The following is a 24,582-nucleotide window of genomic DNA, read 5'->3' on the forward strand; positions in this document are numbered from 1 at the left end:
TGGAAAAATGGATTCTAAAATGAAAATATGGGGTGATAAGTAGGTGGGACTTATACAATTCCGTTTTTTTCGAATTTTTCTATAATGTTACCTTTAATACCTTTTAAATGAAATTCTGTAATTGGTTTGGTTACAAAATCCGATACCAATGACTTTTTCTTTAAACGTTCAATATCATCTCTATATGCAGAAGAAGTAAGCACAAATACCATACAATTATCTGTAGTTGCAATAGATTCTAATTTATCCATAAACTCCCAGCCGTTCATTATCGGCATATTTAAATCAAGAAAAATAATGTAATTATGGGATTTCGAATAGGAATTGCTGAGATGTTCTATTGCAGGCTTTCCATTTGAGAAATTTATTATTTCACCCTGTAGTTCGGCATGATCAATTCCTTTTTCCAGTAAAAATGTAAAAATGGGATCGTCCTCAATTATTATAAGTTTATAATTCATTTATTTTCGTCTAAATCGATGGCATTTATGGTATTGTCTACAATATCTTTAATAACATTGTCAATTTCATCTGCCGATGTAATTATATAATTGAGAATTTGCTCTCTTTCTTCAAGCTTTAATTTTTCTTTATCGTCTCTTAATAAGTCTACCAAGCCCATTAATCTTGCTACTGGAGCTCTAACGATATGTGATTGGGTCCATGCAATTTTTTTCAATTGGGCATTTTGTTCCTCAATGGCATTTAGATGTTGAACCTTGGTGGTAACATCTTTAGAATTTACCACAATTCCTTTTAATGATGGCTCGTCTATTTTGTTGGTAACAATAGTTTCTAACCAGATCCAGTGTCCGTCCCCATGTTTAAATCTAAATGGCTTAATGGCTACCTGGTTAACTTTTAGAATTTTAATAAACTCATTAAACACTATATTGTAATCATCTGGGTGCACATAATCGAATGCATTAGTACCTATAAATTGTTCTGGCGTAATATTCAAGATTTTCGTGGAAGTAGGACTTGCATATGTGAAGTTGGCATTTTCATCCATAATACAGATCATATCGCTGCCTTCTTGCACTAAGGTTTTATATCTGCGTTCACTTTGCTCTAGTTGTTCTTTTGCAATTCTGGTGTCATTAATATCTCTAGAGGTTATAATAACCCCTTGAATTGAAGGTTCATGTATTTGGTTGGATACATTGGCAACAAACCATCGCCATTCACCCAGTTTATTTTTAAATCTAAACGGTTCTATCTTTATAGAACCATTTTGGGTTATTTTGTTGAACTGTGTTTTTACACGCTCTAAATCATCTGGATGTATGTAATCGAAAGCGTTTTGTCCTTCAAATTCTTCTGGACTAATTTGGATAACCCTGGTAGAACTTGGACTTACATATTTGAAATTACCTTCGGCATCTAGTATAGTTATGATATCACTACTCTCTTGTACCAAAGTCTTAAATCTACGTTCGCTATTTTCTAATTGAAGTTCCGCTTTTTTCTTTTCGGTATTATCTCTGGCTATACAATAATATACACGATCTTTTTCATCCCAGTTAGAGGACCAAAGCATAGGTACGGCATGACCATCTCTATGAACGTATCTATTTTCAAAATTGACTACTTTGTTTCCGGACAAAACAAATTCGGCATTTTCTTCTGTTGAAATTATATCTTCTTCGTGTATCAGTTCATTATATCTAGTACCAATAATATCTTTTGGTGCATACCCCCATATATCTTCTACAGCTCTGTTAATACTTAAAAAGTATCCTTCCTCATCAAGGGTGCATATGATATCTAAAGAAGTGTCCATTATTTTTTGCATCTCCTCTTTTGCACTTAATAAAACTTGCTGAGATAAGATTTCTGAGGTAATGTCTTTTGAGAAACAGGTAACCCCTATTTTTTCCCCCTCTTTGTTATACATTAAATCAAAGGAGGTTAATCCATATGTCGTCCAAAATTTACTGGGGTCTTGTATTTTCTGTTTGACCGAAAAACTACCAGTTTTAATTGCCTTGGTATAATAAGATTTCCATTTTTCCGTAATACTACTAGGTACGCTTGTAGAAAAAACAGAGTCTCCTTCATTGAAAGGTTCACCTTGGATTTTTTTAACCAGTTCGTGAAATGCAGTATTGGCTGTAATTAGTTTAAAATCCAAATCTATAGACCACATGAGGTCCCTAGTGCTATTGATCATAGCCTCTTGGTTGTTCTTGACCCTACGAAGCTCGGTTGTAAAGCTTTTTTTCTCTGTTATATCTTGTAAAGTACCGTACATAACTAACGGTTCTTTAGCTTCGTTCCATTTTAATACCTTACCTTTTTCAAGTATCCATTTAAATTCCCCATTTTTTTGTAGGAATCTGTATTGCACGCTACAATCTTTAGATGGGTATTGTAAGCATTGGAGCATTTTTTTCTCAACTTCAGCTACATCCACAGGGTTAATCAGTTTAAACCAGTCATCAGTTTTAAAATTTTTTACTGTATTGGGATCTATACCCAAAATGTCAATGCCTTGTTGGTTTATAGTAAAGGTGTCGTTTGCGAAATTACGTTCCCAAAACCCTATGCCGGTGGCAGAAACAATGTTGTCTAAAAGTCGACCCTTTTTCTCAAGTTCAATTTTTTGGTCTTGTTCAATTTTTTTCGCTTTTCGTAATTCTAAAAGATGAACCACTTGTTTGGCCAATGTTTGTAGTCCGTCTAATTGGGTTTTACTAAGTTGTCTTGATTCGTAATCAATAACACACAATGTGCCAAGGCGGTGACCATCTTCGGTAGTTAATGATGCACCTGCGTAGAAGCCAATATTCGGTTCACCGGTAACTAGTTTGTTGTTTTTGAATCTTTTATCAACCAGGGTGTTTTCTACAACAAGTAAATTGGTATCATCAATAATGACATGTTTGCAAAAAGAATCTTCAATAGGTGTTCCTTTACTGTCTAAGCCATGCCTAGACTTAAAAAATTGTCTTTTGTCATCAACAAATGAAATTAAGCTTGTGGGTGTGTTACATATAGAAGCTGCAAGGGTTGTTATTTCGTCATAGATAGCCTCTGGATTAGTATCCATAACATCAAAAGAAATCAATGCCTTTAATCTATTAGTATCTAAAATATTTCTCCCTTTCATGGTTATCTTGGTAAGAAGATAGTTACTTATTCTAATATTCTAAAATAATAGTAAGAAATTTCTTTAAAAAAAGAGGCAAAAATAGTATTTAAGTTTGTTTATCAATGCATTTAATTGATTTTTTCTTCAATAAACCTAAATTTCATGATCATCTAAGTGGTTATCTATCAGATTGATAAATGAATATTTACAACGTTTTCAATCAAAACCTTAAAGGATTGTCAGAGATATTGATAAGATGGTAGAAAAATTTCATGAAATTTTCAATTTGGTTATAATCCTTTCATAGAAAAGTTATTTTTGTGCTATGAGCCAATTGCCTAATAGATTAAAGCGAGTTTTAGAAACACGTAAAAAAGAAGGTACTTTACGTACACTTAATACCACAGAAGGTTTAATTGATTTTTTATCCAATGATTATTTAGGTTTTGCTATTAACGAGACCTTATTTTCTAAAACTTTTCAATTATTATTGACTGAAAGTGTTGCCTCAAATGGTTCTGGAGGGTCAAGATTATTATCTGGAAATCATAAATTATTTACTAGGTTAGAATCTCAATTGGCCACCTTTTACAAATCTAATGCGGCATTGGTTTTTAATTCTGGGTATGATGCCAATATAGGGCTATTTAGTACTCTTCCCCAAAAAGGTGACCTGGTATTTTATGATGAGTATATACACGCTAGTATACGAGAAGGGTTACGTTTAAGTAACGCCAAATCCTATAGTTTTTCACATAACGACCTTGCTAGCTTAAAAGAAAAAATAGCTTTGAATGTAGCTAGAAATGAACATGAAACATACTCGGTTTTTATTGTAACGGAAAGCATTTTTTCCATGGACGGAGATTCTCCTGATTTGAAAGCCTTTGCTAAATATGCGAAATCAAATGAGTATTGTCTAATAGTGGATGAAGCTCATGCGGTTGGGGTATTGGGTAATAATGGAGAGGGAATGGTGCCATTGTTGAAATTGGAAAAAGATGTTTTTGCTAGAACGGTAACTTTTGGTAAAGGATTTGGTTGCCATGGTGCAGCAATAATTGGCTCTGAAGATTTGAAAGATTATCTAGTTAATTTTGCAAAATCATTTATATATACTACTGGTCTAACACCACATTCATTGGCTACAATTATAACTGCTCATGAATTTTTGGATGAACTTGGTAAAGCACCTAGAACATTACTATTTGAAAACATTGAGTACTTTAAAAAACAAGTAGCATCGCATAAATTAGAAGCTTGTTTTTTGCCAAGTGATTCTGCTATTCAAGGTTGTATTATACCTGGTTCTAAAAACGCAAAAGAAGTAGCGAATAAGATGTTGGATAAAGGTTTTAATTTAAAAGCTGTTCTATCGCCAACGGTGCCAGTAGGACAAGAACGGTTAAGAATTTGTTTACATAGTTATAATTCAAAGGAAGAGATTGGGCTTTTGGTAAAATTATTGGCTAGTTATATGTAGTGGTCTATGGAGAATAAATTCTATCAATTGGCATCTTTTGAATATGTTGCCGATGTGCAAATTGTTAAAGGTAAGCTAGAATCTGAGGGTATACCCGTTTTTCTTAGGGATGAGAACACCTTGAACTCAGATCCATTGATCAGTAATGCCATTGGTGGTGTAAAGTTGCAAGTATATTCTAAAGATAAAGAAAGGGCAATTGCTGTCTATAACAGTATTAGAACGTACGCCTTGGATAATAATGGAAAACCCATTGTTTGTCCTAATTGCAAAGCCCGGAGGTCAGAGCCATATTATAACAGTAAGGGTATATTTTATAAACTTTTTCCATTTTTCGAGAAAAGAAAATATAAGTGCCTAAATTGTAACATGATCACTAATTCAAAGTAAGAAAATATGCAAAAGATTTTTGTGACAGGAATATCTACCGAGGTAGGCAAAACTATTGCATCAGCAATTTTTGTTGAGGCATTGAAAGCCGATTATTGGAAACCGGTACAGGCAGGAGATTTAGATAATACGGATACGGATAAGGTAAAACGTTTAATATCTAATGATAGGTCTAAGTTTCACCCAAGCAGCTATAATCTTAAATTGCCCATGAGTCCGCATGCTGCAGCCCAGATTGAAGGTGTCACTATAGATAGGTTTCACATTAACGAGCCAGAAACGGATAATAATTTGATCATAGAAGGGTCTGGTGGTATATTGGTACCGCTTAATGATGAAGATACCATGTTCGATATTATAATGCCAGATTATAAAGTGGTTGTGGTATCTAGAAATTATTTGGGCAGTATCAACCATTCTTTATTGACAATACAATGGTTGTTGCATAAAGGATATGAAGTTTCGGTATTGTTCAGTGGAGAAGCAAATCCGCACACGGAGAATATCATACTGCATAAAACCGGTGTGTCGTTAATTGGTAGAATAGACGAAGAAAAAGAATTCACAAAAGAGGTTGTTAAAAAATATGCCGACAAATTTCAAGGAATATTACAAACCTTATAATCGCTGTAAAATAATGGCATTATCTACCGTTGCAAATAATGTATAATGTTGGGCAAGGTAGTTATCTATGTACTGGTTTTCCTCAACTTCTTTTTTATCTAAAATACGTTTACCTTTTCTAATGACAACGGTTTTTGGTTGTAGTTCTTCCATGATAAATTTTAATTCTTCAATAGACTTTTTTCTCGGATTTTTGAAAAAGGTAAAAAGTTCATCCCTACAAATATTACTAGGATGTGTAGAGGCGGTAGTTGGTGGTAAGGTGCCTAAGTTCCAATAACCAATATGATATTCAAAGAATAGTACGTTCTTGGTTTCAAGTTGATTTTCTAAAATGAATTGTGGGGCAGAAAAACCTTCACCATTGAAAATAGTGCCTTTTTCAATCTTATTATTTATAACATTTACATACTCCAGATAACTTTCGGCTGGAATCAATAGACCAATTACGGCTAAGTAAGCCGGTATTTTTGGTTTATGAACTGTAATAAGGTTGCTAACAACAACACCTACTAAAATTAAAAGCATTGGGTGTAGCTGAATTAGGTAATGGCCATTGATTCTTCCTCCTTTTGCAAAAGAGAATAATACACCTATAATGGTAATCAATAACAGCTGAATATTTCTATTCTTAAAGTCTAGATTTTTACTTTTATGGGCATAAAACAAAAATACTGCTGTAATAACGAAGATGGGTGCTAGTTTAAAAACAGAATAACGTCTTGCTTCCGTATATTCTAAAGGGGCAAGAATTACGGACTCCCACCAGGTATACGTTATATCGTTCAAAAAATATGGGGTTACCGTTGCTAGAATAATGGTTAGGGCTCCGGTACCAAATAAGACAACCTGTACAAAGCTTGTTTTTCTGTTAGTGAAAATGGACTCATAGCATAAGAAAAGTCCTAAGAACAGAATTGGGAAAGCCATGTTTAGCTTAACCATTACCGTTGCACCCACTAGTATACCAGATAAAAATATGGAAAAGCTAGAATTTTTTGAAAGTAAAAGATAGATAGACGGTACAAAGAAAGCCATACAAATATGTTCTGACATTACCCCTTGTAAGCTGCCAAATAGGCTTAGCAGAACAACACAGATTATCCCTATGAATACAGACGCCTTTTTAGAGACTAGGGTCAATGCTATTTTATATGTAAAGAATGCGGTTATAGCTACTAAAACTACACCGGCAAAGCGTATGGCAACAAAACTTTTGCCAAATATGGATATGATAGCCGCAAAAAAAGCAAAAGTTAAAGGTGGTTTTAGGTCCCACAACTGGGTATAAGGTAAAAATCCGTCAACCCAAGATTGACCTAGAAGAATAAAGGTACTTTCGTCACGATCTACATAGTCTCTAAAGAAAAAGGGAAATCGAATAAATAGTGTAATTAATGAGAGTAATAAGAACACCGTAGTATCCTTCATTTGGGAAAAAGCTAAAAGTGCATTTCTGTTTCTTTCTAAGGGCATCTGATTATTGCAGTTTATTTCCCGATCTTTGCAAGATAGATAAAATGGCGAATTATAAATTCTATGACTGTAGAAAATCTATCCAATAGAGATAAAAAACATTTATGGCATCCGCTTACACAACATAAGTTGGGAAAACCCCAGCTGCCTATTGTAAAGGCTAAAGGAGCTGTCTTGTTCGATGAAGATGGAAATGAATATATAGATGCGATCGCTTCTTGGTATACGGTAATGTACGGCCACGCCAATGAACAGATTGTTTCTGCGATTACACAACAGATGCAAACCTTAGACTTTGTAATGTTTAGTGGATTAACGCATGAACCTGCAATTGAATTATCTGAAAAATTAATGGAAATATTGCCTAACAATCAGGCTAAGATTTTCTTTAACGATAATGGTTCAACGGCCGTTGAGGCAGCAATAAAAATGGCATTTCAATTTTTTCATAATAAAGGAGAGAAAAGAGATACATTAATTGCTTTTGAGGATGGATTTCATGGCGATACGTTTGGTGCAATGAGTGCATCGGGACTATCATCATATAACGGTCCGTTTGAAGATTTTTTGTTAAAAGTAGAACGTATTCCCGTTCCAACAGAAGACAATTTAGATGAGATTAAACAGCTGCTCTCTCAAATACTAAAGAAAAATAAATGCGCCGCTTTCGTATTTGAACCATTGGTACAAGGTGCGGCCGGCATGAAATTCCATTCGGCTAAAGGTTTAAATGAATTGATAGAAATTTGTCAAGAAGAACATATTTTATGTATTGCCGATGAAATAATGACCGGTTTCGGTAAAACGGGTAAAAATTTTGCCTCTGATTATTTGGAAAACAAGCCAGATATCATGTGTTTGAGCAAGGCTTTGACGGCAGGCATGTTCCCGTTAAGTATTACCAGTTGTTCTCAAGCGGTGTATAACGGATTTTTAAGTGATGAGGTGCATAAAGGTTTTTTCCACGCTCATACGTTCAGTGCTCACCCATTAGGTTGTGCAGCAGCTTTGGCAGGTATTAAATTATTGAACTCTCCAGAAATTGTGAAGAAAAGGTCAGCTATTAATATGGCTCACAATACCTATGTACAAGAAATTAAATCACACCCAAAAGTTGCGGAAGTAAGGGTTAAGGGCGTAATTTTGGCCATTGACTTAAATATAGAAACAGAACGTTACGGTAATTTAAGAGATAAGCTATATAGCTTCTTTTTAGAAAGAGGTGTTTTATTAAGACCTTTAGGGAATACCGTTTATGTATTGCCGCCCTATGTAATTAAAAAAGGAGAGCTTCAGAAGGTTTATGAGGTCATAACGGAAGCATTGAACACTTTTTAGAATAGACATTGAAAGAGAAAATATCAATAACGTCCATAGCTTCAATTTCACCTCTGGGGTCTAGTCTAGATGAAATTTGGAAAGCCTATCAAAATAACCAACATTATTTTTCACTTGAAAATATCAATGAAGCTAAAACCTGGGTTGCACCTTTAGCAACATCTGGACAGGTAATGGTAGCATCATTACGAGGGTCTGATAGTAAATATAAAAAGTTAGATAATAGTGTGTTATTTGCTATGGTAGCCTCTAGGATGGCTTTTGAACAATCTGGTTGGAGCAATACTTCTGATTTTGGAATCAATATGGGCTCATCAAGAGGGGCAACCAAGTTGTTTGAAGAATATCATTCTGAATTTTTAAATACAGGTATTTCATCCACACTCAGCTCACCAACAACCACGCTAGGTAACATATCTTCATGGGTGTCTCATGATTTAGGGGCTAAGGGACCGGACATTTCACATTCCATTACCTGTTCAACAGGATTACATTCAGTGCTGAACGGGGTAGCTTGGTTAAATAGCGGAATGTCTAGTAGGTTTTTGGTAGGAGCTAGTGAAGCACCTTTGACCAATTTTACCATTGCCCAAATGAAGGCGTTAAAAATATACGCAAAAGCACCAACGTTAAACTCGAATTCGGTAGTCGATAAGGCAACAGTAATTGAGCGTAGCCAAAATTATCCTTGCCAAGCGTTAAACTTTGAAAAGGAATACAATAGTATGATTTTAGGCGAAGCGGCATCAGTTGCGTGTTTGGAAACAGGGATTGTTGACAATGCTCTGGCTGTTATTGAAGGAGTGGGGTTTGCAACGGAAATTTTAAAACATAATACATCAATTTCCGCAAATGCCGTTTGCTTTCAAAAATCTATGAAAAAGGCTTTGGATGGGATAAATCCTGCTGAGGTAGATGCCATTGTAATGCACGCACCAGGAACCATCAAAGGAGATTCATCAGAATATAATGCAATCAAAGAAGTATTTGGTGATGATATGCCGCAATTGACCACCAATAAATGGAAGATAGGTCATACGTTTGCCACATCGGGGATGTTAAATTTAGAATTGGCAATACTCATGTTACAGAATAATAAAATGGTCTCAATACCTTATTTGAATCAGAAAACGCATGAAAAAGACCTTAAAAAAGTGCTTGTAAATGCGGTTGGATTTGGTGGTAATGCAGTAAGTATTTTGGTTTCTAAGAAAGAATAGAAGGTGTAAATCATTAATTTAAAAACCAACAATTATTTTTTCAATTTAAATTCAGTTATTTTTGAACCCTGGTAACAACCTAAGATTATATGAGCGAAGCAAGACATAATTGGTCAAAAGAAGAAATTTTAGAAATTTACAACAAGCCTTTAATGGAGCTACTTTACGAAGCTGCAACGGTGCATAGAAAAAATCACGACCCTAATACGGTTCAGGTTTCTACATTACTTTCCATTAAAACTGGTGGTTGTCCAGAAGATTGCGGGTATTGTCCTCAGGCGGCGCGTTATCATACAGATATTGAAGGAAATGATTTAATGGCCGTATCTCAAGTAAAAGCTCAGGCATTACGTGCAAAAGCATCTGGTAGTTCAAGGGTGTGCATGGGTGCCGCATGGAGAAATGTTAAGGATGGTCCTGAATTTGAACAAGTGTTAGAAATGGTAAGAACCATCAATAAGCTTGACATGGAGGTTTGCTGTACCTTGGGTATGATCACAGAAAATCAGGCAAAGCGTTTGGCAGAAGCTGGTTTGTACGCTTACAATCATAATTTAGATACATCAGAGGATTATTATAAAGATGTAATTTCCACACGTGCTTTTGAAGACCGTTTAGATACTATAGAAAATGTACGTAAGAGTAATGTAACCGTTTGTAGTGGTGGTATTATAGGAATGGGAGAGGCATTGGAAGATAGAGCAGGCATGTTGGTGGCGTTGACATCATTAAATCCACAGCCGGAATCAGTTCCAATTAATGCATTGGTTGCCGTAGAAGGAACGCCAATGGAAGATATTGAGCCCGTATCTATTTGGGATATGATTCGAATGGTGGCTACAACCAGAATAGTTATGCCAGAGACTCAGGTTCGTTTATCCGCAGGTAGAACAGAGATGAGTAGAGAAGGGCAGGCAATGTGTTTCTTTGCCGGAGCAAACTCTATTTTTGCGGGAGATAAGTTGTTGACTACTCCTAACCCAGATGTAAACGAGGATATGGAAATGTTCAAAATGTTAGGCTTAAACCCACAAAAGCCGTTTACAAAAGTATCACAGCCAAAAACTGTTGAAGCAAAGGATTCTCAATTAAAACCAATGGGCGAAAAACCGAAATGGTCAAGACCGGGTCATTCAATTGAGCGTAATGAAAATGCCAAGCAAAAGGCTAAAATTGTTGATTAATACTACATTAATACATTTTTAAGAAAATATTTTCTTAACGTTAATTACCTTTGGCATCCCTAAAAAAACCAAGAGTAATTGAAGTTAGCAGACATTCCTAGGGTAAAAAATATTACTAAGGACGACTTTATAGAAAACTACTTTAAGCCTCAAAAGCCTGTTGTGTTAGAACAGGCTATTGCAGACTGGCCAGCCTTTACTAAATGGAATTTAGATTACATGAAAGAGGTTGCAGGGGATATTACTGTGCCCTTATATGATAATAGACCGGTTCAGCATAAAGACGGTTTTAACGAGCCACATGCTAAAATGAAAATGGCGGACTATGTTGATCTTTTAAAAAAAGAGCCAACCAAATACAGAATTTTTCTTTGGAATATTTTAAAGGAAGTACCTGCCTTACAGAAAGACTATGCCTTTCCGGATTTTGGGTTAAGGCTTTTAAAAGGGCTGCCAATGTTGTTTTTTGGCGGAAGAGATTCATACACCTTTATGCATTATGATATTGATTTAGCCAATATTTTTCATTTTCATTTTGATGGAGAGAAAGAAGTGGTGTTGTTTCCTCAATCTGAAACAAAGAGGCTTTATAAAGTACCACATTCTTTAATAACACATGAAAGCATTGACTTCTCTAATCCTGATTATCAAAAGTGGCCTGCACTAAGACATGCTAACGGTTTTAAAACAACATTAAAACATGGAGAAGTACTGTATATGCCAGAAGGGTTTTGGCATTATATGAAGTATATAACCCCGGGTTTTTCTATGAGTTTGCGTGCTTTGGCACGTAATCCCAAAAATTTAGGTAAGGCATTTTACAACATTTTGATAATGCGCTATTATGATGTATTAATGCGAAAACTCAAAGGTCAAGATTGGATAGATGCCAAGAATATCAGGGCGATTACTGACACCAATAAAAATGTTGAGGCATTAGATGAAAACTAAAGGTTCTTAGGGAATTAACTCTTGCAGTTTTTCATAGACCAAGTGACTTTCCCAGCCTCTGTATAGGAGGTAATCTGCTAATTTTTTTCTTCTTTTCTGGGTATTTGTTTCAGTAATTTGATCTAGTCTTTTTTTAGCGAGATGATCTAGGGTGGTTGAGTATGCTTCGGGTTCGATCTCTTTTAAAGCTGTAGTTATATTATATTTAGAAACATCTCTAAACTTGAGTTCACGTACAATTCTATTTTTGCCCCATTTTTTAATGTTGAATTTGCCACGAGCAAAACTTTTGGCAAAGCGCTCTTCATTTAAAAACCTGTCTTCAATAAGTTGGGCTATAATGGTATCTATAGCTATCGGTATCATACCCATATCCTTTAATTTAGAAACCACCTCTTTGTGGCAACGATCTTGGTAGGCACAATAGCTTTCTATTTTTTTAGTGGCTTCTTGAACGGTATAGCCTTTTGATTTTTGGTTCAATGAAATTTATTTAAAGTTTCCCAATATGTATGCAATAGCTATACCTATTAGAACTGAAATGATTGCTACAGCTAATATACTTCCTGTTAAAATGGCTAAAAATAAAATAATTTTCAAAATTGACTGTCCTATTGTTAGCTTATAAAGCTTCCCATAGACATAAGTATAATAGAGAATAAGTAATGGATAAATTAAGAGGTACAGACTTGGATGAATCCAAATAGCTATAAAAAAAATTAGAGAGGTAGTTAACATACTAAAACCTTGAATGTAGCAATTGGCTACAATATGTTCCGCATAATTGTATGGCTTTCTGTATATAAGAAAAGCCATTAAGGTGTATATTGGTAGCAGAAGTATTACCAATATATTAAAATACTTAAGCATGAATTTTGAACTTTCAGCAGATTTTGTCAATTGCTCTGATTGAAACTCTTCATTTGTAAATGGACCTCCTATAACTTCGGCATACCAATCTAGTTGAGATTTATTAAAATCATTCATAACTGATATAAATTCTTCATCAAAAGAATTAAATACAAACAAGTTAATAGCCATGCCTATAGTTAGAAATGCAAAAGGATTTAAGAACTTTTTACGTGTGCCGCTATAATATTCCCTGAGAAGCACTCCAGGTCTTAAAATCAAGTATTTAATGGTAACAAGGTACTTATTGTCCCACCCAATATAATTTTGAAAAGCGTCTTCTAGAATACGTTTAATCGTTATTCTTTCAAAGACTATTTTAGCACCACATTGGTTACAGTAAAATGATTGATGAACTAGAGCAGAAGAGCAGTTTTTGCAGGACATTTGTAATGGTTGGTTAGGAATTTAATTGTTAAAATACATAAAAACCCAAAAACAAAAAAAGCGACTCTGTTTAGAGTCGCTTTTAGTTGTATAAAGTCTTATTGGTTTAATATATTGTTTTACCGTCTTTATTTTTAAAACGATATTCTAGATACGTATACGCATCGCGCGGTTGAATTTTAATCCATTTCTTATATTCCAAGAACCATTTTGTTCTCATTGATGGAAAACCTTTTGTAATATAGGCTGCTATAAAAGGGTGTATATTTAAAGTTATACTGTTATCCTTTTTAGGTCCTTTAAGAAGTTTTTCAAGGTCCGCTGTAATTTTATCTATTAAAACAATAGGTGCTTCCACCTGTTTCCCAGAATTATTTGGGTCCTCTTCAGTTGTTTTAATATTCATTTCAGGTCGTACCCTTTGTCGGGTAATCTGAATTAAACCAAATTTACTAGGAGGTAGTATTTTATGTTTGGCACGATCATCTTTCATCTCATCTCTAAGATGTTCAAAAAGCTTTTTTCTATGTTGTGGTTTTACCATATCAATAAAATCCACTACAATAATTCCGCCCATATCGCGTAGGCGTAATTGCCTTGCGATTTCTGATGCAGACAAGAGATTTACTTCTAAGGCCGTATCTTCTTGATTTTTAGCTTTGTTTGATCTGTTGCCACTGTTTACGTCTATTACATGAAGTGCTTCGGTATGCTCTATTATTAAATAGGCGCCTTTGCTCATAGCGGCAGTGCGGCCAAAAGACGTTTTGATCTGTCTTTCGATTCCAAATTTTTCAAAAATAGGAACATTGGTGTTATAGTGCTTAACAATGCTTTCCTTTTCAGGAGCAATTTCGGCTACATATTCTTTTATTTCACTGAATAATGTAGCGTCATCAACATGTATTCCTGTGAAACTATCATTGAATACATCTCTTAAAATAGAAGATGCTCTATTAAGTTCAACAAATACTTTTGATGGTGTTTGGGCACGATGTAATTTTTTACACATTGCTGACCATTTGTTCAGCAAGTTTTCTAGATCTTTGTCCAGCTCTGCGACTTTTTGTCCTTCTGCGACCGTTCTTATGATAACACCAAACCCCTTGGGTTTAATGCTTCTAACAAGTCTTTTTAACCTATCTTTCTCTTCTTTGCTACCTATCTTTTGAGATACGGATACACGATCAGAGAAAGGAACCATTACCAAATAACGTCCGGCAATTGAAAGCTCGGAACTAATTCTTGGTCCTTTAGTGGATATAGGCTCTTTTACAATTTGAACCAATAAAGATTGGTTTGCTTTTATGACATCGGTGATAACACCATTTTTGTCAATATCGGTCTCGAACGGAAAATTACCTAAGGAGTAATCTTTTAATTTTCCTGTGCTCACTTGTTTAATGAACTTAAGCATTGAAGATAATTGAGGACCAAGGTCGTGGTAATGCAAAAATGCATCTTTCTCATAACCAACGTTTACGAACGCTGCGTTAAGACCGGTCACGGGCTTTCTTATTTTGGCAAGAAATATATCTCCAACAGAGAAATCATTACTATTTTCCTCTTTGTGCAGTTCAGTGAGTTTTCCGTCCTTTAACAAGGCAAAGTCAACAGATTGCGAACTAGATCTTACGATTAATTCTCTATTCACCTGAATATATTTTTAGTTGTTCCAACTATTGTATAGGGAACAAACTGATTAAACAATACCATAGACAAATACTAGTGTATTTGCCGAAATCCAAATATTGGATCTCTATGTCAATGAACGTTTTTTAAAAAGAAAAAGTAGTTTTTAAAACTACTTTTTCTTGTGTCGGTTAGCTCTTCTACGCTTCTTGCGCTTGTGTGTAGCTACCTTATGTCTCTTTCTTTTCTTACCGCTTGGCATAAAGTTCTTTTTTTAAGATTAATTATTTTACGTGTACGTTGCTCTTTACTCCTTCAACGAAAACCTTTGCAGGCTTAAATGCAGGAATGTTGTGAGCGGGTATTTTAATAGTTGTGTTCTTGGAAATATTTCTACCGGTTTTTTCAGCTCTTGTCTTAATGATAAAACTACCAAAACCTCTTAGGTAAACATTGTCACCACTTTCTAATGATGTTTTTACCTCTTCCATAAAGGATTCAACAGTTGCCTGTACATCTCCTTTTTCAATTCCCAGTTTATCTGAGATCTTCGATACAATTTCCGCTTTCGTCATCTTTCAATATTAGATTTTCTGTATGTTTTTTCGGGTTGCAAATATATAAATTAAATTCAATCTTTCTTTCTAATGGGTTAATTTTAAGTGTATAAACTGCTACTTTTATAACTTAGTATTGAAGAGCATGTCATTTTCGGGTAAAATTTTAGATTGGTATCATAAAAATAAACGTGTTTTACCATGGCGTAAAACCACTGATCCGTACAAAATATGGCTTTCTGAAATCATTCTTCAGCAAACACGAGTAGCCCAGGGAACCCCGTATTACTTAAGGTTTGTGGAAACTTTCCCTACCGTTGGTGATCTTGCTAGCGCAAAAGAAGAGCAGGTTCTTAAACTCTGGCAAGGTCTTGGGTATTACTCTAGGGCCAGAAACCTACATGCTGCCGCAAAAATGGTTGTGGGCGAATATAAAGGTAAGTTTCCAGATAATTATAAGAAACTTTTAACACTGAAAGGGGTAGGTGATTACACTGCCAGTGCTATTTCCTCTATTTGTTTTAGTGAACCACATGCAGTAGTAGATGGTAATGTGTACAGAGTATTGTCTCGGTATTATGGTATAGATATCCCTATAAATAGTACGGAGGGTATTAAATATTTTAAGTCTTTGGCCCAAAAGGTCATGGACCCTAAAAATATAAGGGACTACAACCAAGCTATAATGGAGTTTGGTGCAATGCAATGCTCGCCCAAAAAACCTTTATGTTTACTTTGCCCATTGAGTGAAAGTTGCGTTGCTTTAGAAAAAGGGCTAGTTGATCAATTGCCAGTAAAACTTAAAAAGACAAAAGTTAGTAATAGGTACTTCAATTATCTTATACCTATATATAAGGATGCAAAAAATAATAAGTTTACCATATTGCAACAGAGAAAGGGTAAAGGTATTTGGCAAAATCTTTGGGAGTTTCCTTTAATAGAGTCAAAAGCATCTTTGGAGCTCAATGATGTTATTGCAGGTAGTAATGCTGTTTTTGATGGGGCGGTCGTAAAAGATATACATATATATAATGATATGGATATAGTGCATAAATTGTCCCATCAACATTTACATACCAAATTTTGGATAGTTGATATTGAGGCAGATTTAACCAATAAGATTCCTGTTGAAAAAGTAACTGAATTTCCTGTGCCGGTTTTGATCGCAGATTTTATAAAAGCATTTAAATTTTAGTACTTTTGATTTTTATATCTTTAAGTTATGAGCGGTACATTAAATAAGGTAATGTTAATAGGGCATTTAGGCGACGAAGTTAAAATGCATTATTTTGAAGGAGGCGGTAGTATTGGTAGGTTTCCAATTGCTACGAATGAGACGTATACCAATAAATCTACCGGGGAAAGGGTTACCAATACAGATTGGCACAATATAGTGGTGAGAAATAAAGCTGCTGAAATCTGTGAAAAATATCTAAGTAAAGGTGATAAGGTATATGTTGAAGGAAGGTTGAAAAACCGTCAATGGCAAGGTGAAGATGGTAATACTAGATATTCAACAGAAGTACACGTGCAAGATTTTACGTTTTTGACTACCAAAAAAGAAGGTATGCAAAATAACGGTGGAGCTGCACCTAGTCAGCAAAAACCCGTAAGTACTGAAAATAGAACGCCATCTAAATCTTCTGCACCTGTAAGTCAAGAGGATGATGATGATTTGCCATTCTAACAATATTAAATAGCAGCTATTGGATCCAGACCCCATACCGTTTTTAATGACAACATTGGTTGTAAACGGTGTTTTTGCAATGAATATAATTGTACTATGTGTACTTCTTCTTTGCTCTGCACTAATTTCAGGAGCAGAGGTGGCCATGTTTGGTTTATCCACAACCGAAATTAAAGAATTGCAAGATGAGAAAACGGCAAAAAGTGCTATTCTCATTAAACTATTGGAGCGCCCTAAAAAACTATTGGCGACTATTTTAATAGCTAACAATGCTATTAATATTGGTGTTGTTTTGTTGTTCAGTGTAATTGGTGATACGTTATTTGAAAATGTTAATCAGATATTGTTCGGGGTGGTGTCCGTTCGTTTTTTATTAGAAGTTGTGGTAGCAACATTTTTAATATTGATGTTCGGTGAAATACTGCCAAAGGTGTATGCCAATAGAAATAGAATGAGTTTTTCACACTTAATGGCTTTCCCTTTAAGGATATTGGACTTTATATTTTCACCCTTAAGTTTGCCAATGCGCTCCGGTACCTTGTTCTTATATAATAAGCTAGGTAAACAGAAATCTAATTTAAGTATCGATCATTTATCCCAAGCCTTAGATTTAACTTCACAAGGAGATACTACAAAAGAAGAAAAGAAGATTTTAGAAGGTATTGTAACTTTTGGTAATACGGACACCAAGCAAGTAATGCGTCCCCGTATCGATATTTTCGCTTTAAATGAGCAAATGAAATTTCCTGAAGTTTTGGGAGAAATTAAAAAGCACGGTTATTCTAGAATTCCTGTTTTTGGTGAGAATATAGATACTGTGAAAGGGGTTCTTTACGTAAAAGATTTACTTCCGTACTTAGACAGAAAGACCTTTAATTGGATGACCCTTATAAGAGAGCCATACTTTGTGCCCGAGAATAAGAAATTAGATGATCTCTTATCCGAATTTCAAGAAAAGAAAAATCACTTGGCAATTGTTGTTGACGAGTATGGGGGCACATCAGGTTTAGTGTCCTTAGAAGATATTATTGAGGAAATAGTTGGTGATATTAGTGATGAATTCGATGATGAAGACCTTATTTATTCCAAATTGGATGATTTCAACTATGTTTTTGAAGGAAAAACACCTTTAAAAGATTTTTACAGGGTTATCAAATTAGAGGATACGGATAACTTTGAGGAAAACAAAGGAGAGTCAGAAACCTTGGCCGGATTTGTTTTGGAAAAAGCTGGCAGTTTTCCTAGACGTGGAGAAAAGATATTGTTTGGGTCATACACTTTTGTAGTAGAGGCCATGGATAAAAAACGATTGAAACAAATAAAAGTAACCTTACCACATGAAGAGTAAGTCATTAGTAGGATTTTTTATAGTATTTCTTTTAATGCTCAGTTGTAAAGATGAGCCGGTAATTCCAAAGCCGAAAGCTAAAATGAGATTAGAGTATCCACAAGGTAAATTGGCGGATTTAGAAACCGAGAACTTCAGTTTTAAGTACAATCAGTTGGCAGAAGCAGAACCTAATGGCGATCAGGCATATACCATTTCGTACCCTGAAATGAAAGGAGCCATTTTTTTAAGTTATAAGAAAGTTGATGGTAATTTATCTCAGTTAATTCACGATTCTAAAAGGTTAAGTTATGAACATGCTGCGAAAGCTGACAATATTGTAGAGCAGCCATATGTAAACCCAAATGAGAAAGTGTATGGTGCCTTGTTTGAGGTGCAGGGCAATGCGGCTTCTCAATCCCAGTTTTTTGTAACGGATAGTACTGAACATTTTTTAACGGGCTCTGTATATTTTTATTCACGGCCTAATTATGACTCCATTCTTCCTGCTGCTTCATATCTTCAAAATGATATAAGAAGTATCATTGAGACCTTAAGGTGGAAAAATAAGTAACTGATATGACCCGCCAAGACCTTTTAGATTGCCATAAAAGAATTACTCCGTTTGTTCACAAAACATCCGTATTAACATCTAGATTAATTGATAAGGAAGTTAATGCCCAAGTGTTTTTTAAATGTGAAAATTTTCAAAGAGCTGGGGCTTATAAAATGCGAGGTGCTACCAACGCTATTCTACAATTATCCGAAGAACAAAAGAAAAGCGGAGTGGTAACCCATTCATCAGGTAATTTTGCCCAGGCTTTATCTCTTGCAGCCCAGAGTGTTGGTGTTACTGCCCATATTGTAATGCCCAATACGGCTCCAGAAGTAAAAAAGGTTGGGGTTAGGGAGTATGGTGGTAAAATCTATGAATGTGAACCCACAGTAGAAGCAAGACAGTCTTTGGCAGATGAAATAGGATTAAAAATGGGAGCAACTTTCGTGCATCCGTCCAACGATAATAATGTTATTTTAGGTCAAGGTACCGCTGCATTGGAGTTACTGGAAAAACAACCCGATTTAGATTATATATTTTGCCCGGTAGGTGGCGGTGGTCTTATTGCGGGTTCTGCTTTGGCGGTAAAATATTTTGGTAACAACTGTAAAGTCTTTGGAGCGGAACCATTTGAGGCTGATGATGCCTACCGTTCATTACAAAGTGGCAAAATTGAGAGTAACGAAACTACCAATACCATTGCGGACGGATTAAAAACGATGTTGGGAGATAAGAATTTCCCGATAATAAAAGAGCTCGTTAGCGGTATTGTAAGAATTACTGAAGATGAAATTGTAACCGCTATGAAATTGGTCTGGGAACGTATGAAAATTATCATAGAACCCTCTAGTGCCGTTACGGTAGCTGCGGTTGTGAAACAATCAATGCAACAACCGGAAATTTTTCAGAATAAGAAAATTGGTATTATTATTTCTGGAGGAAATGTAGACCTTTCTAAATTACCCTTTTAAGCACTAAGTTTATTTTTTACTTAGAATTTTTTCAGCATTTGCAATACTGGAATTGATATTCTCTTTTACTTGCTTTACTTTTTCTTCCTCTTCTAAAAGCCATTTTTTCTTTTCATCGCTTAGATCTTTTCCGTTCAAAATTTCATCGGCATCAAAGCGGTCTCCAAAACCTTGCATCCAATCCATCATAGATCTATTGGCTTCTTGTAAATCTTTCATTGCCTTGAATTCAACTGATTCCACACCTAAGGAATCTGCCATTGGCTTAAGTTGACCAACAAGTTTTCCTAAAGTTCCCATTTTGGGCATCACCTCGTCATGGATGGCCATTACTTCGGACATTTTTGAAGTTTCTGTTTCCGTCTTTTTGGATTCCTTGCAGGAGGTAAAAGATATAAAGATGGCTATGGTAGCTATGTAAAGAATATTTTTCATTTTAGTTTTCTTGTGGGGTAACAGAAGTTATAGTGTATTCATAGTTTTTAACTTTTGTACCGGTAATAATTGATTTTACTTCTTCAATTGATATTAAAGAAGGGTCAAAAACGATATTTCCATTTTTATTGTTAAAACTGATATCAGCGGAAATTACGCCATCTTTCTCTTTTAGGTTAGATGCTATTTTATCTGCACAACCTTCTTGGCAAGCCATACCGTCTATACCAATTTCTACAGACTTAGTTATTCTGTTTTCTAATTTAATAATGCTCGTAGGGTTTTCTTGTGCCAATGAAACTGTTGTGGTCAAGGTGAAAACACTTATGAATAGTGCCAATATTTTTATTCTCATGATGCTAAGATTTAATGAATGCTACTGTGAAGTAAATTCAGTTATAGCGTAAAGATACCAATTATGTAAAATCCATATAAAAATCATTTGTAAAAATAAGTAGCTAACCAGATGATTTTTTTGGAAAAAACCTCACTTTTGTTCTAAATCTAAACAATTGAAGAATATAGATCAAAAATGGATTTACCTAGTAATTCTGTCATTTATTTGGGGTTCATCCTTTATTCTTATTAAAAGATCATTAGTAGGTTATACGCCATTACAGGTAGGTGGGTTGCGTATTGTTTTTGCATCATTGCTTTTGTTTGTGCTGGGATATAGATCATTGAAAACCTTATCTAAAACAGATTGGAAATGGGTTGTTATAGCAGGGCTCTGTAGTTCGTTTTTTCCACCTTTTTTCTTTGCACTTGCACAAACGGAAATCAGTAGCGGCATCACCTCAATTTTAAACTCGGTAGCACCTTTGTTTACAACAATGGTAGGTATTGCTCTTTTTGGTTTAGCGTTAAAAGGAAGACAGGTGATTGGTGTTCTCATTGGTCTTTTTGGTACTGTGGTGTTAATAGCTGCCGGTATGGAAAATAATACGGATCAAAATTATTGGTATGCCTTCTTTATTATATTTTCTGCATTAGGGTACGCATTCAATATTAATATTATTAAGAAATATTTGTCTCATTTGAGTCCGTTGGCGGTTACCACGGCAAGTTTTGGTGTTGCGTTTTTTCCTGCTTTGATCATTCTTATATATTCTGGAGTATTTAGACAGTTTGCCGGTAACGGTGCTATGTATGAAGCGGTGTGGTATGTTATGGCGCTGGCATTTTTAGGTACCGCTTTGGCAAATATTCTGTTCAATAAATTAATAAAGTTATCTAGTCCGGTATTTGCGGCATCGGTAACCTATTTAATTCCTTTGGTGGCTGTTTTATGGGGTTTTTTGGATGGAGAGAATATTAGTATACTTCAATTGTTGGGTGGTCTTATTATCTTATTTGGGGTATGGCTAGTGAATAGAAAAAAAGTTAGTTCGGCAAAAATAACTACGTGAACTGTAACAATATCATCATATGGTTGTCTTTGAATAGAACTAATCAAAAAACTGAAGATCATGAAAAAAATAGTATTTGTCATATTGGCGGTCACTTTTGCGATCGGTAATATTCATTCTCAAGAAAAAACGTTCAACGTAAAGTCATTTGATAAACTAATTGTAAGTCCGCACATTGAATTGAATCTTGTAGAGGGTGAAGAGGAAAATGTGGTTATTGACAATGCAAAAGTTCCTTTAGAAAAGATAAATGTTGAAGTTGAAGGAAGAACCTTAAGACTGTATTTGGAAGGGGCTAAAGTGGTTACAAAATCTGAACGTATTTCAAATGATAACTGGCGCGGTAGTAAACCTTTGTACAATGGTACCATGGCTACTATTACCGTCACATATAGAAAATTGGAAAATCTTTCTGTAAGGGGAGAAGAGATTGTAAGATGTAAAAATCTTTTTAATGCAGATGATTTTAAAATGTCTTTGTATGGTGAGGCAAAAGTTTATTTTGATGAGGTTTCTATAGACGAATTGACCGTGGCAATTTATGGTAGTAGTTATTTGGAAATTGGTGGAGGTAATGTAGCTCGTCAGGTTTTTAGGGCCTATGGTGAAAGTGAAGTAAATACCGAAAGTATGATTGCCGATGAAACTAAAATTACTGCTTACGGAGAAAGCAATTTTAGAGTGAACGTAGTAGATAGGTTGAAGGTAACTTGCTATGGAGAAACAAATGTAAATTATACCGGTAACCCAGATGTGGACAAGGGCTTAATATTTGGCGAAGCCAGAATTAGAAAGATAGGTTAGAAGAAAGTAATTGATTAAAACAAAAAACCCGCTTTTTAGCGGGTTTTTTTAGTGATGGTATGCTATGTTATTCAAAATCGGATGGAGAAACGCCATCGTTGATCTTGATTTCAGAAACTATGAATTCAAATGACTGAGGACCCACGGTCTGTATAATTTTGAAAGGGAACATAATGCCAGACACCTCTTTGTAATCCTCAAAATTAGTGATGCTTGAGATTTGTTGTCCTTGCATTTCATTTGTGGTGATCTCTTGTAGTTTCAATCCAGTTTCCACATCATAGAAAGCAGATTTCTTTTCGTTGATCGTAACTTTATAGGCATTTTTATCGCCTACCATTTCCATTCCTTCTAAAGTAAGTGATTTAGCCTTTAGGTACCGAAGTTCGGATATGGGGGTAGATTCTCCTTTGAAAGTAATAATTTCTTCTTCGCCAAGATCTTTGCGTTGACCTTGTACAACCATATAACCGCTATCACCATTAAGAACTTGCTTGCTAACTGAATTCCCCATCATTTGTACATCTTGCATCAATTGGTAATTAGATGTTTTTTTGATGTTTAGGTTAAGCTTCATGCCCTGCATTTCAGCTTCGGCCATCATGGCGAATGTTTTTACGCTTTCTAGCTTGTCTTTTCCGCCAACAGCTGCTACATACTTTTCAATGATCGATTGTGCAGATACACCTTCCGGTACGGTAACTTCATAGTTGGGTGTTTCAACGCGATCTGCAGTTTTTGAATAAGCAAGTACAGGCAATTTTTTACCTTTAAATTGTACGTTCTGAAGGTTGCTTAGAATCTCACTTCCTTTACCAACAACAATTACACGGGCGTTATCAACATTGAAGTATTTTTTTGCGGCAGCCTCAACTTCTTCTTTGCTGATCTTTTCCAATTTTTCTAAAAAAGTCTTGTAGAAATCTTTTGGTAGATTTTCCTTTTCAACGTTCAGGGCATATCTGGCAATAGTCTCTGGGTCTTCAAGAGCCATAATAAAACTACCGGCATATAACGCTTTGGTGTTTTTTAATTCCTCATCTGTAACAGGTTTAGAGGTTATAAGCTCAAGCTCTTTTAACATTTCAACTACGGAACTATCGGTTACCATATTTCTAACTTCTGCAGATGCCCTAAATCTAGACGGGCCATATTTGTCGTTCCCAATAGAAGAATAGGCACCGTAAGTGTAACCCTTGTCTTCTCTTAAATTAGAATACAACCTGCTATCAGATCCTCCGCCCAATATTTCATTGGCTAAAAGTGCGGCGATATAGTCATCGTCCTTCATTTTAAGATTTACGATATTTTGTACCGTAATTTCAGATTGAACCGCATTGGGCATATCAATAAAATTGATTTGGGTATTTGGTACGTTCTTTGGTTGGGAGTAAGAGAAACTTGGTGGTACCGCTTTGGTCCAAGAGGTAAAGTATGTTTCGGTCATTGTTTTTACTTCATCAAAATTTACGTCACCTATTACAATTAAATAAGCATTGGCGGGAACAAAGTATTCTCGATAAAAGTCTTCAACATCGGCTAGGGTAACATTGTTTACGGTTGACTCGGTCGTGAATTCCCCATAAGGATGATTTTTACCATAGGCTAAGGCTCTTTGCGCTCTGCTTGATATAGATGAAACCACTTTCTCTTCAGATTTAAGTCCGGTAATAAGTTTGTCTTTTTCTTTATCAAATTCCTCCTGCGTAAATTTTGGATTAATAGCAGCATCCGCCATAAGTTCCATCATTCTTGCAAAGTATTTTGAAAGCGACTGAGCATATGCCCCTTGTGAGCTAAAATAAAGTCTAGCACCTAAAAAGTCGATTTCTTCGTTAAAGGCTTCTTTTGTTATGGTTTTTGTGCCTTGTCCCAAAAGACTACCGGTTAAACTGGACATACCGGCCTTGTTACCTTCTAAAATTGGAGGATTATCAATGGATAATTGAATAGATACCCTTGGAAGTTTATGATTTTCTACCACTAGTACTTTTAAACCGTTATTCAGTTTAAAGGATTGTGGTGTGCCTAAATTTACTTCAGGAGCAGGTCCTGGTGTTGGCATTACTGTACGGTCTACTTGTGCCTGTATGGCAATAAAGGAGAACAATGCTAAGAGTAATATATATGTATTTTTCATGGTCGTGT

The 24,582-nt window shown here is 35.3% G+C and carries 24 protein-coding genes; 14 read left to right on the forward strand and 10 right to left on the reverse strand.

Annotation, left to right across the window (positions count from 1 at the left end; translation table 11 throughout):
• Window positions 1-50: 50 nt before the first annotated feature.
• Together I600_RS12460 and I600_RS12465 are read right to left on the reverse strand one after the other, a co-directional pair.
• On the reverse strand, window positions 51-461 hold the full coding sequence (locus tag I600_RS12460) for a response regulator (protein ID WP_058104858.1): 411 nt from the start codon (window positions 459-461) through the stop codon (window positions 51-53).
• Entirely contained in the window at window positions 458-3,112 is a 2,655-nt protein-coding gene (locus I600_RS12465) for a PAS domain S-box protein (RefSeq protein ID WP_058104859.1), read from the reverse strand. The genes I600_RS12460 and I600_RS12465 overlap by 4 nt, the downstream gene beginning before the upstream one ends.
• A 307-nt stretch (window positions 3,113-3,419) precedes the next feature.
• Here I600_RS12465 and I600_RS12470 point away from each other — a divergent pair, with 307 nt between their 5' ends.
• From I600_RS12470 to bioD, 3 genes are read left to right on the forward strand one after another with little or no spacing between them, the layout of a single operon-like run.
• Window positions 3,420-4,577, forward strand: a complete 1,158-nt coding sequence (locus I600_RS12470) for an aminotransferase class I/II-fold pyridoxal phosphate-dependent enzyme (RefSeq protein WP_058104860.1) — start codon at window positions 3,420-3,422, stop codon at window positions 4,575-4,577.
• A gap of 6 nt (window positions 4,578-4,583) precedes the next feature.
• Entirely contained in the window at window positions 4,584-4,967 is a 384-nt protein-coding gene (locus tag I600_RS12475; RefSeq protein ID WP_058104861.1) for a putative signal transducing protein, read from the forward strand.
• A 6-nt stretch (window positions 4,968-4,973) separates the two neighbouring features.
• Window positions 4,974-5,591, forward strand: a complete 618-nt coding sequence (bioD, locus tag I600_RS12480) for a dethiobiotin synthase (protein ID WP_058104862.1) — start codon at window positions 4,974-4,976, stop codon at window positions 5,589-5,591.
• On the opposite strand, the gene I600_RS12485 is transcribed toward bioD, so the two are convergent.
• Window positions 5,586-7,067 carry an ArnT family glycosyltransferase gene (locus I600_RS12485; RefSeq protein ID WP_058104863.1) on the reverse strand — a complete coding sequence of 494 codons (1,482 nt, stop codon included), beginning with the start codon at window positions 7,065-7,067 and terminating at the stop codon, window positions 5,586-5,588. The genes bioD and I600_RS12485 overlap by 6 nt on opposite strands.
• A gap of 63 nt (window positions 7,068-7,130) precedes the next feature.
• Between I600_RS12485 and bioA the strand changes: the two genes are divergently transcribed.
• The 4 genes from bioA (at window position 7,131) to I600_RS12505 (ending at window position 11,760) form a co-directional block, all read left to right on the forward strand.
• Window positions 7,131-8,405: an adenosylmethionine--8-amino-7-oxononanoate transaminase gene (gene bioA / locus I600_RS12490; RefSeq protein WP_058104864.1), complete on the forward strand. Its 1,275-nt coding sequence runs from the start codon at window positions 7,131-7,133 to the stop codon at window positions 8,403-8,405.
• An 8-nt stretch (window positions 8,406-8,413) separates the two neighbouring features.
• Window positions 8,414-9,625 carry a beta-ketoacyl synthase N-terminal-like domain-containing protein gene (locus I600_RS12495; RefSeq protein WP_058104865.1) on the forward strand — a complete coding sequence of 404 codons (1,212 nt, stop codon included), beginning with the start codon at window positions 8,414-8,416 and terminating at the stop codon, window positions 9,623-9,625.
• Between the two features lie 89 nt (window positions 9,626-9,714).
• On the forward strand, window positions 9,715-10,809 hold the full coding sequence (bioB, locus tag I600_RS12500) for a biotin synthase BioB (RefSeq protein ID WP_058104866.1): 1,095 nt from the start codon (window positions 9,715-9,717) through the stop codon (window positions 10,807-10,809).
• A gap of 78 nt (window positions 10,810-10,887) precedes the next feature.
• Window positions 10,888-11,760 carry a cupin-like domain-containing protein gene (locus I600_RS12505; RefSeq protein ID WP_058104867.1) on the forward strand — a complete coding sequence of 291 codons (873 nt, stop codon included), beginning with the start codon at window positions 10,888-10,890 and terminating at the stop codon, window positions 11,758-11,760.
• A gap of 6 nt (window positions 11,761-11,766) precedes the next feature.
• Here the strand turns inward: I600_RS12505 and I600_RS12510 are convergent, their stop codons facing one another.
• The 4 genes from I600_RS12510 to I600_RS12525 all read right to left on the reverse strand — a co-directional run bounded on the left by I600_RS12510 (window position 11,767) and on the right by I600_RS12525 (window position 15,263).
• The gene (locus tag I600_RS12510) at window positions 11,767-12,243 is read right to left on the reverse strand and encodes a regulatory protein RecX (RefSeq protein WP_058104868.1); all 477 of its coding nucleotides are present in this window, start codon (window positions 12,241-12,243) and stop codon (window positions 11,767-11,769) included.
• 6 nt (window positions 12,244-12,249) lie between these two features.
• Window positions 12,250-13,056 (reverse strand): DUF3667 domain-containing protein, encoded by an 807-nt coding sequence (locus I600_RS12515; RefSeq protein ID WP_058104869.1) that lies wholly within the window; start codon window positions 13,054-13,056, stop codon window positions 12,250-12,252.
• 106 nt (window positions 13,057-13,162) lie between these two features.
• Entirely contained in the window at window positions 13,163-14,710 is a 1,548-nt protein-coding gene (locus I600_RS12520) for an Rne/Rng family ribonuclease (protein WP_058104870.1), read from the reverse strand.
• A gap of 262 nt (window positions 14,711-14,972) precedes the next feature.
• Window positions 14,973-15,263 (reverse strand): HU family DNA-binding protein, encoded by a 291-nt coding sequence (locus I600_RS12525; protein ID WP_027065813.1) that lies wholly within the window; start codon window positions 15,261-15,263, stop codon window positions 14,973-14,975.
• Between the two features lie 127 nt (window positions 15,264-15,390).
• Here I600_RS12525 and mutY point away from each other — a divergent pair, with 127 nt between their 5' ends.
• From mutY to I600_RS12550, 5 genes are read left to right on the forward strand one after another with little or no spacing between them, the layout of a single operon-like run.
• Window positions 15,391-16,440 carry an A/G-specific adenine glycosylase gene (gene mutY / locus I600_RS12530; protein ID WP_058104871.1) on the forward strand — a complete coding sequence of 350 codons (1,050 nt, stop codon included), beginning with the start codon at window positions 15,391-15,393 and terminating at the stop codon, window positions 16,438-16,440.
• A 27-nt stretch (window positions 16,441-16,467) separates the two neighbouring features.
• Window positions 16,468-16,932 carry a single-stranded DNA-binding protein gene (locus I600_RS12535; RefSeq protein WP_058104872.1) on the forward strand — a complete coding sequence of 155 codons (465 nt, stop codon included), beginning with the start codon at window positions 16,468-16,470 and terminating at the stop codon, window positions 16,930-16,932.
• A 19-nt stretch (window positions 16,933-16,951) separates the two neighbouring features.
• Window positions 16,952-18,280, forward strand: a complete 1,329-nt coding sequence (locus I600_RS12540) for a gliding motility-associated protein GldE (protein WP_058104873.1) — start codon at window positions 16,952-16,954, stop codon at window positions 18,278-18,280.
• Window positions 18,270-18,833 carry a gliding motility lipoprotein GldD gene (gene gldD / locus I600_RS12545; RefSeq protein WP_058104874.1) on the forward strand — a complete coding sequence of 188 codons (564 nt, stop codon included), beginning with the start codon at window positions 18,270-18,272 and terminating at the stop codon, window positions 18,831-18,833. The genes I600_RS12540 and gldD overlap by 11 nt, the downstream gene beginning before the upstream one ends.
• Before the next feature lie 5 nt (window positions 18,834-18,838).
• The gene (locus I600_RS12550; RefSeq protein ID WP_058104875.1) at window positions 18,839-19,786 is read left to right on the forward strand and encodes a pyridoxal-phosphate dependent enzyme; all 948 of its coding nucleotides are present in this window, start codon (window positions 18,839-18,841) and stop codon (window positions 19,784-19,786) included.
• 9 nt (window positions 19,787-19,795) lie between these two features.
• Here I600_RS12550 and I600_RS12555 read toward each other — a convergent pair whose 3' ends face one another.
• Both I600_RS12555 and I600_RS12560 read right to left on the reverse strand, forming a co-directional pair.
• Complete coding sequence (locus I600_RS12555; protein ID WP_058104876.1) at window positions 19,796-20,221, reverse strand: hypothetical protein; 426 nt, start codon at window positions 20,219-20,221, stop codon at window positions 19,796-19,798.
• 1 nt (window position 20,222) lies between these two features.
• A complete protein-coding gene (locus I600_RS12560) occupies window positions 20,223-20,576 on the reverse strand; it encodes a heavy-metal-associated domain-containing protein (protein ID WP_058104877.1) in 354 nt (117 codons plus the stop codon).
• Window positions 20,577-20,733: 157 nt separating this feature from the next.
• Here I600_RS12560 and I600_RS12565 point away from each other — a divergent pair, with 157 nt between their 5' ends.
• Together I600_RS12565 and I600_RS12570 are read left to right on the forward strand one after the other, a co-directional pair.
• Window positions 20,734-21,630, forward strand: coding sequence for a DMT family transporter (locus I600_RS12565; protein WP_058104878.1), 897 nt, complete (start codon window positions 20,734-20,736; stop codon window positions 21,628-21,630).
• A gap of 60 nt (window positions 21,631-21,690) precedes the next feature.
• Window positions 21,691-22,434 (forward strand): head GIN domain-containing protein, encoded by a 744-nt coding sequence (locus I600_RS12570; RefSeq protein ID WP_058104879.1) that lies wholly within the window; start codon window positions 21,691-21,693, stop codon window positions 22,432-22,434.
• Window positions 22,435-22,501: 67 nt separating this feature from the next.
• Here the strand turns inward: I600_RS12570 and I600_RS12575 are convergent, their stop codons facing one another.
• Window positions 22,502-24,574, reverse strand: coding sequence for a M16 family metallopeptidase (locus I600_RS12575; RefSeq protein WP_058104880.1), 2,073 nt, complete (start codon window positions 24,572-24,574; stop codon window positions 22,502-22,504).
• Window positions 24,575-24,582 lie beyond the last annotated feature (8 nt).

The sequence above is a fragment of the Maribacter dokdonensis DSW-8 genome (assembly GCF_001447995.1).
GTDB lineage: Bacteria > Bacteroidota > Bacteroidia > Flavobacteriales > Flavobacteriaceae > Maribacter > Maribacter dokdonensis.

Excerpts from the sequence above, each read along its gene's own strand:
- I600_RS12550 (WP_058104875.1), top strand. The coding sequence starts at position 18,839 with ATGACCCGCCAAGACCTTTTAGATTGCCATAAAAGAATTACTCCGTTT.
- bioA (WP_058104864.1), top strand. The coding sequence starts at position 7,131 with ATGACTGTAGAAAATCTATCCAATAGAGATAAAAAACATTTATGGCAT.
- I600_RS12465 (WP_058104859.1), bottom strand. The coding sequence starts at position 3,112 with ATGAAAGGGAGAAATATTTTAGATACTAATAGATTAAAGGCATTGATT.
- I600_RS12525 (WP_027065813.1), bottom strand. The coding sequence starts at position 15,263 with ATGACGAAAGCGGAAATTGTATCGAAGATCTCAGATAAACTGGGAATT.
- I600_RS12535 (WP_058104872.1), top strand. The coding sequence starts at position 16,468 with ATGAGCGGTACATTAAATAAGGTAATGTTAATAGGGCATTTAGGCGAC.
- I600_RS12470 (WP_058104860.1), top strand. The coding sequence starts at position 3,420 with ATGAGCCAATTGCCTAATAGATTAAAGCGAGTTTTAGAAACACGTAAA.
- gldD (WP_058104874.1), top strand. The coding sequence starts at position 18,270 with ATGAAGAGTAAGTCATTAGTAGGATTTTTTATAGTATTTCTTTTAATG.
- I600_RS12485 (WP_058104863.1), bottom strand. The coding sequence starts at position 7,067 with ATGCCCTTAGAAAGAAACAGAAATGCACTTTTAGCTTTTTCCCAAATG.
- I600_RS12475 (WP_058104861.1), top strand. The coding sequence starts at position 4,584 with ATGGAGAATAAATTCTATCAATTGGCATCTTTTGAATATGTTGCCGAT.
- mutY (WP_058104871.1), top strand. The coding sequence starts at position 15,391 with ATGTCATTTTCGGGTAAAATTTTAGATTGGTATCATAAAAATAAACGT.
- I600_RS12460 (WP_058104858.1), bottom strand. The coding sequence starts at position 461 with ATGAATTATAAACTTATAATAATTGAGGACGATCCCATTTTTACATTT.
- I600_RS12575 (WP_058104880.1), bottom strand. The coding sequence starts at position 24,574 with ATGAAAAATACATATATATTACTCTTAGCATTGTTCTCCTTTATTGCC.
- bioD (WP_058104862.1), top strand. The coding sequence starts at position 4,974 with ATGCAAAAGATTTTTGTGACAGGAATATCTACCGAGGTAGGCAAAACT.
- bioB (WP_058104866.1), top strand. The coding sequence starts at position 9,715 with ATGAGCGAAGCAAGACATAATTGGTCAAAAGAAGAAATTTTAGAAATT.
- I600_RS12515 (WP_058104869.1), bottom strand. The coding sequence starts at position 13,056 with ATGTCCTGCAAAAACTGCTCTTCTGCTCTAGTTCATCAATCATTTTAC.
- I600_RS12570 (WP_058104879.1), top strand. The coding sequence starts at position 21,691 with ATGAAAAAAATAGTATTTGTCATATTGGCGGTCACTTTTGCGATCGGT.
- I600_RS12555 (WP_058104876.1), bottom strand. The coding sequence starts at position 20,221 with ATGAAAAATATTCTTTACATAGCTACCATAGCCATCTTTATATCTTTT.
- I600_RS12560 (WP_058104877.1), bottom strand. The coding sequence starts at position 20,576 with ATGAGAATAAAAATATTGGCACTATTCATAAGTGTTTTCACCTTGACC.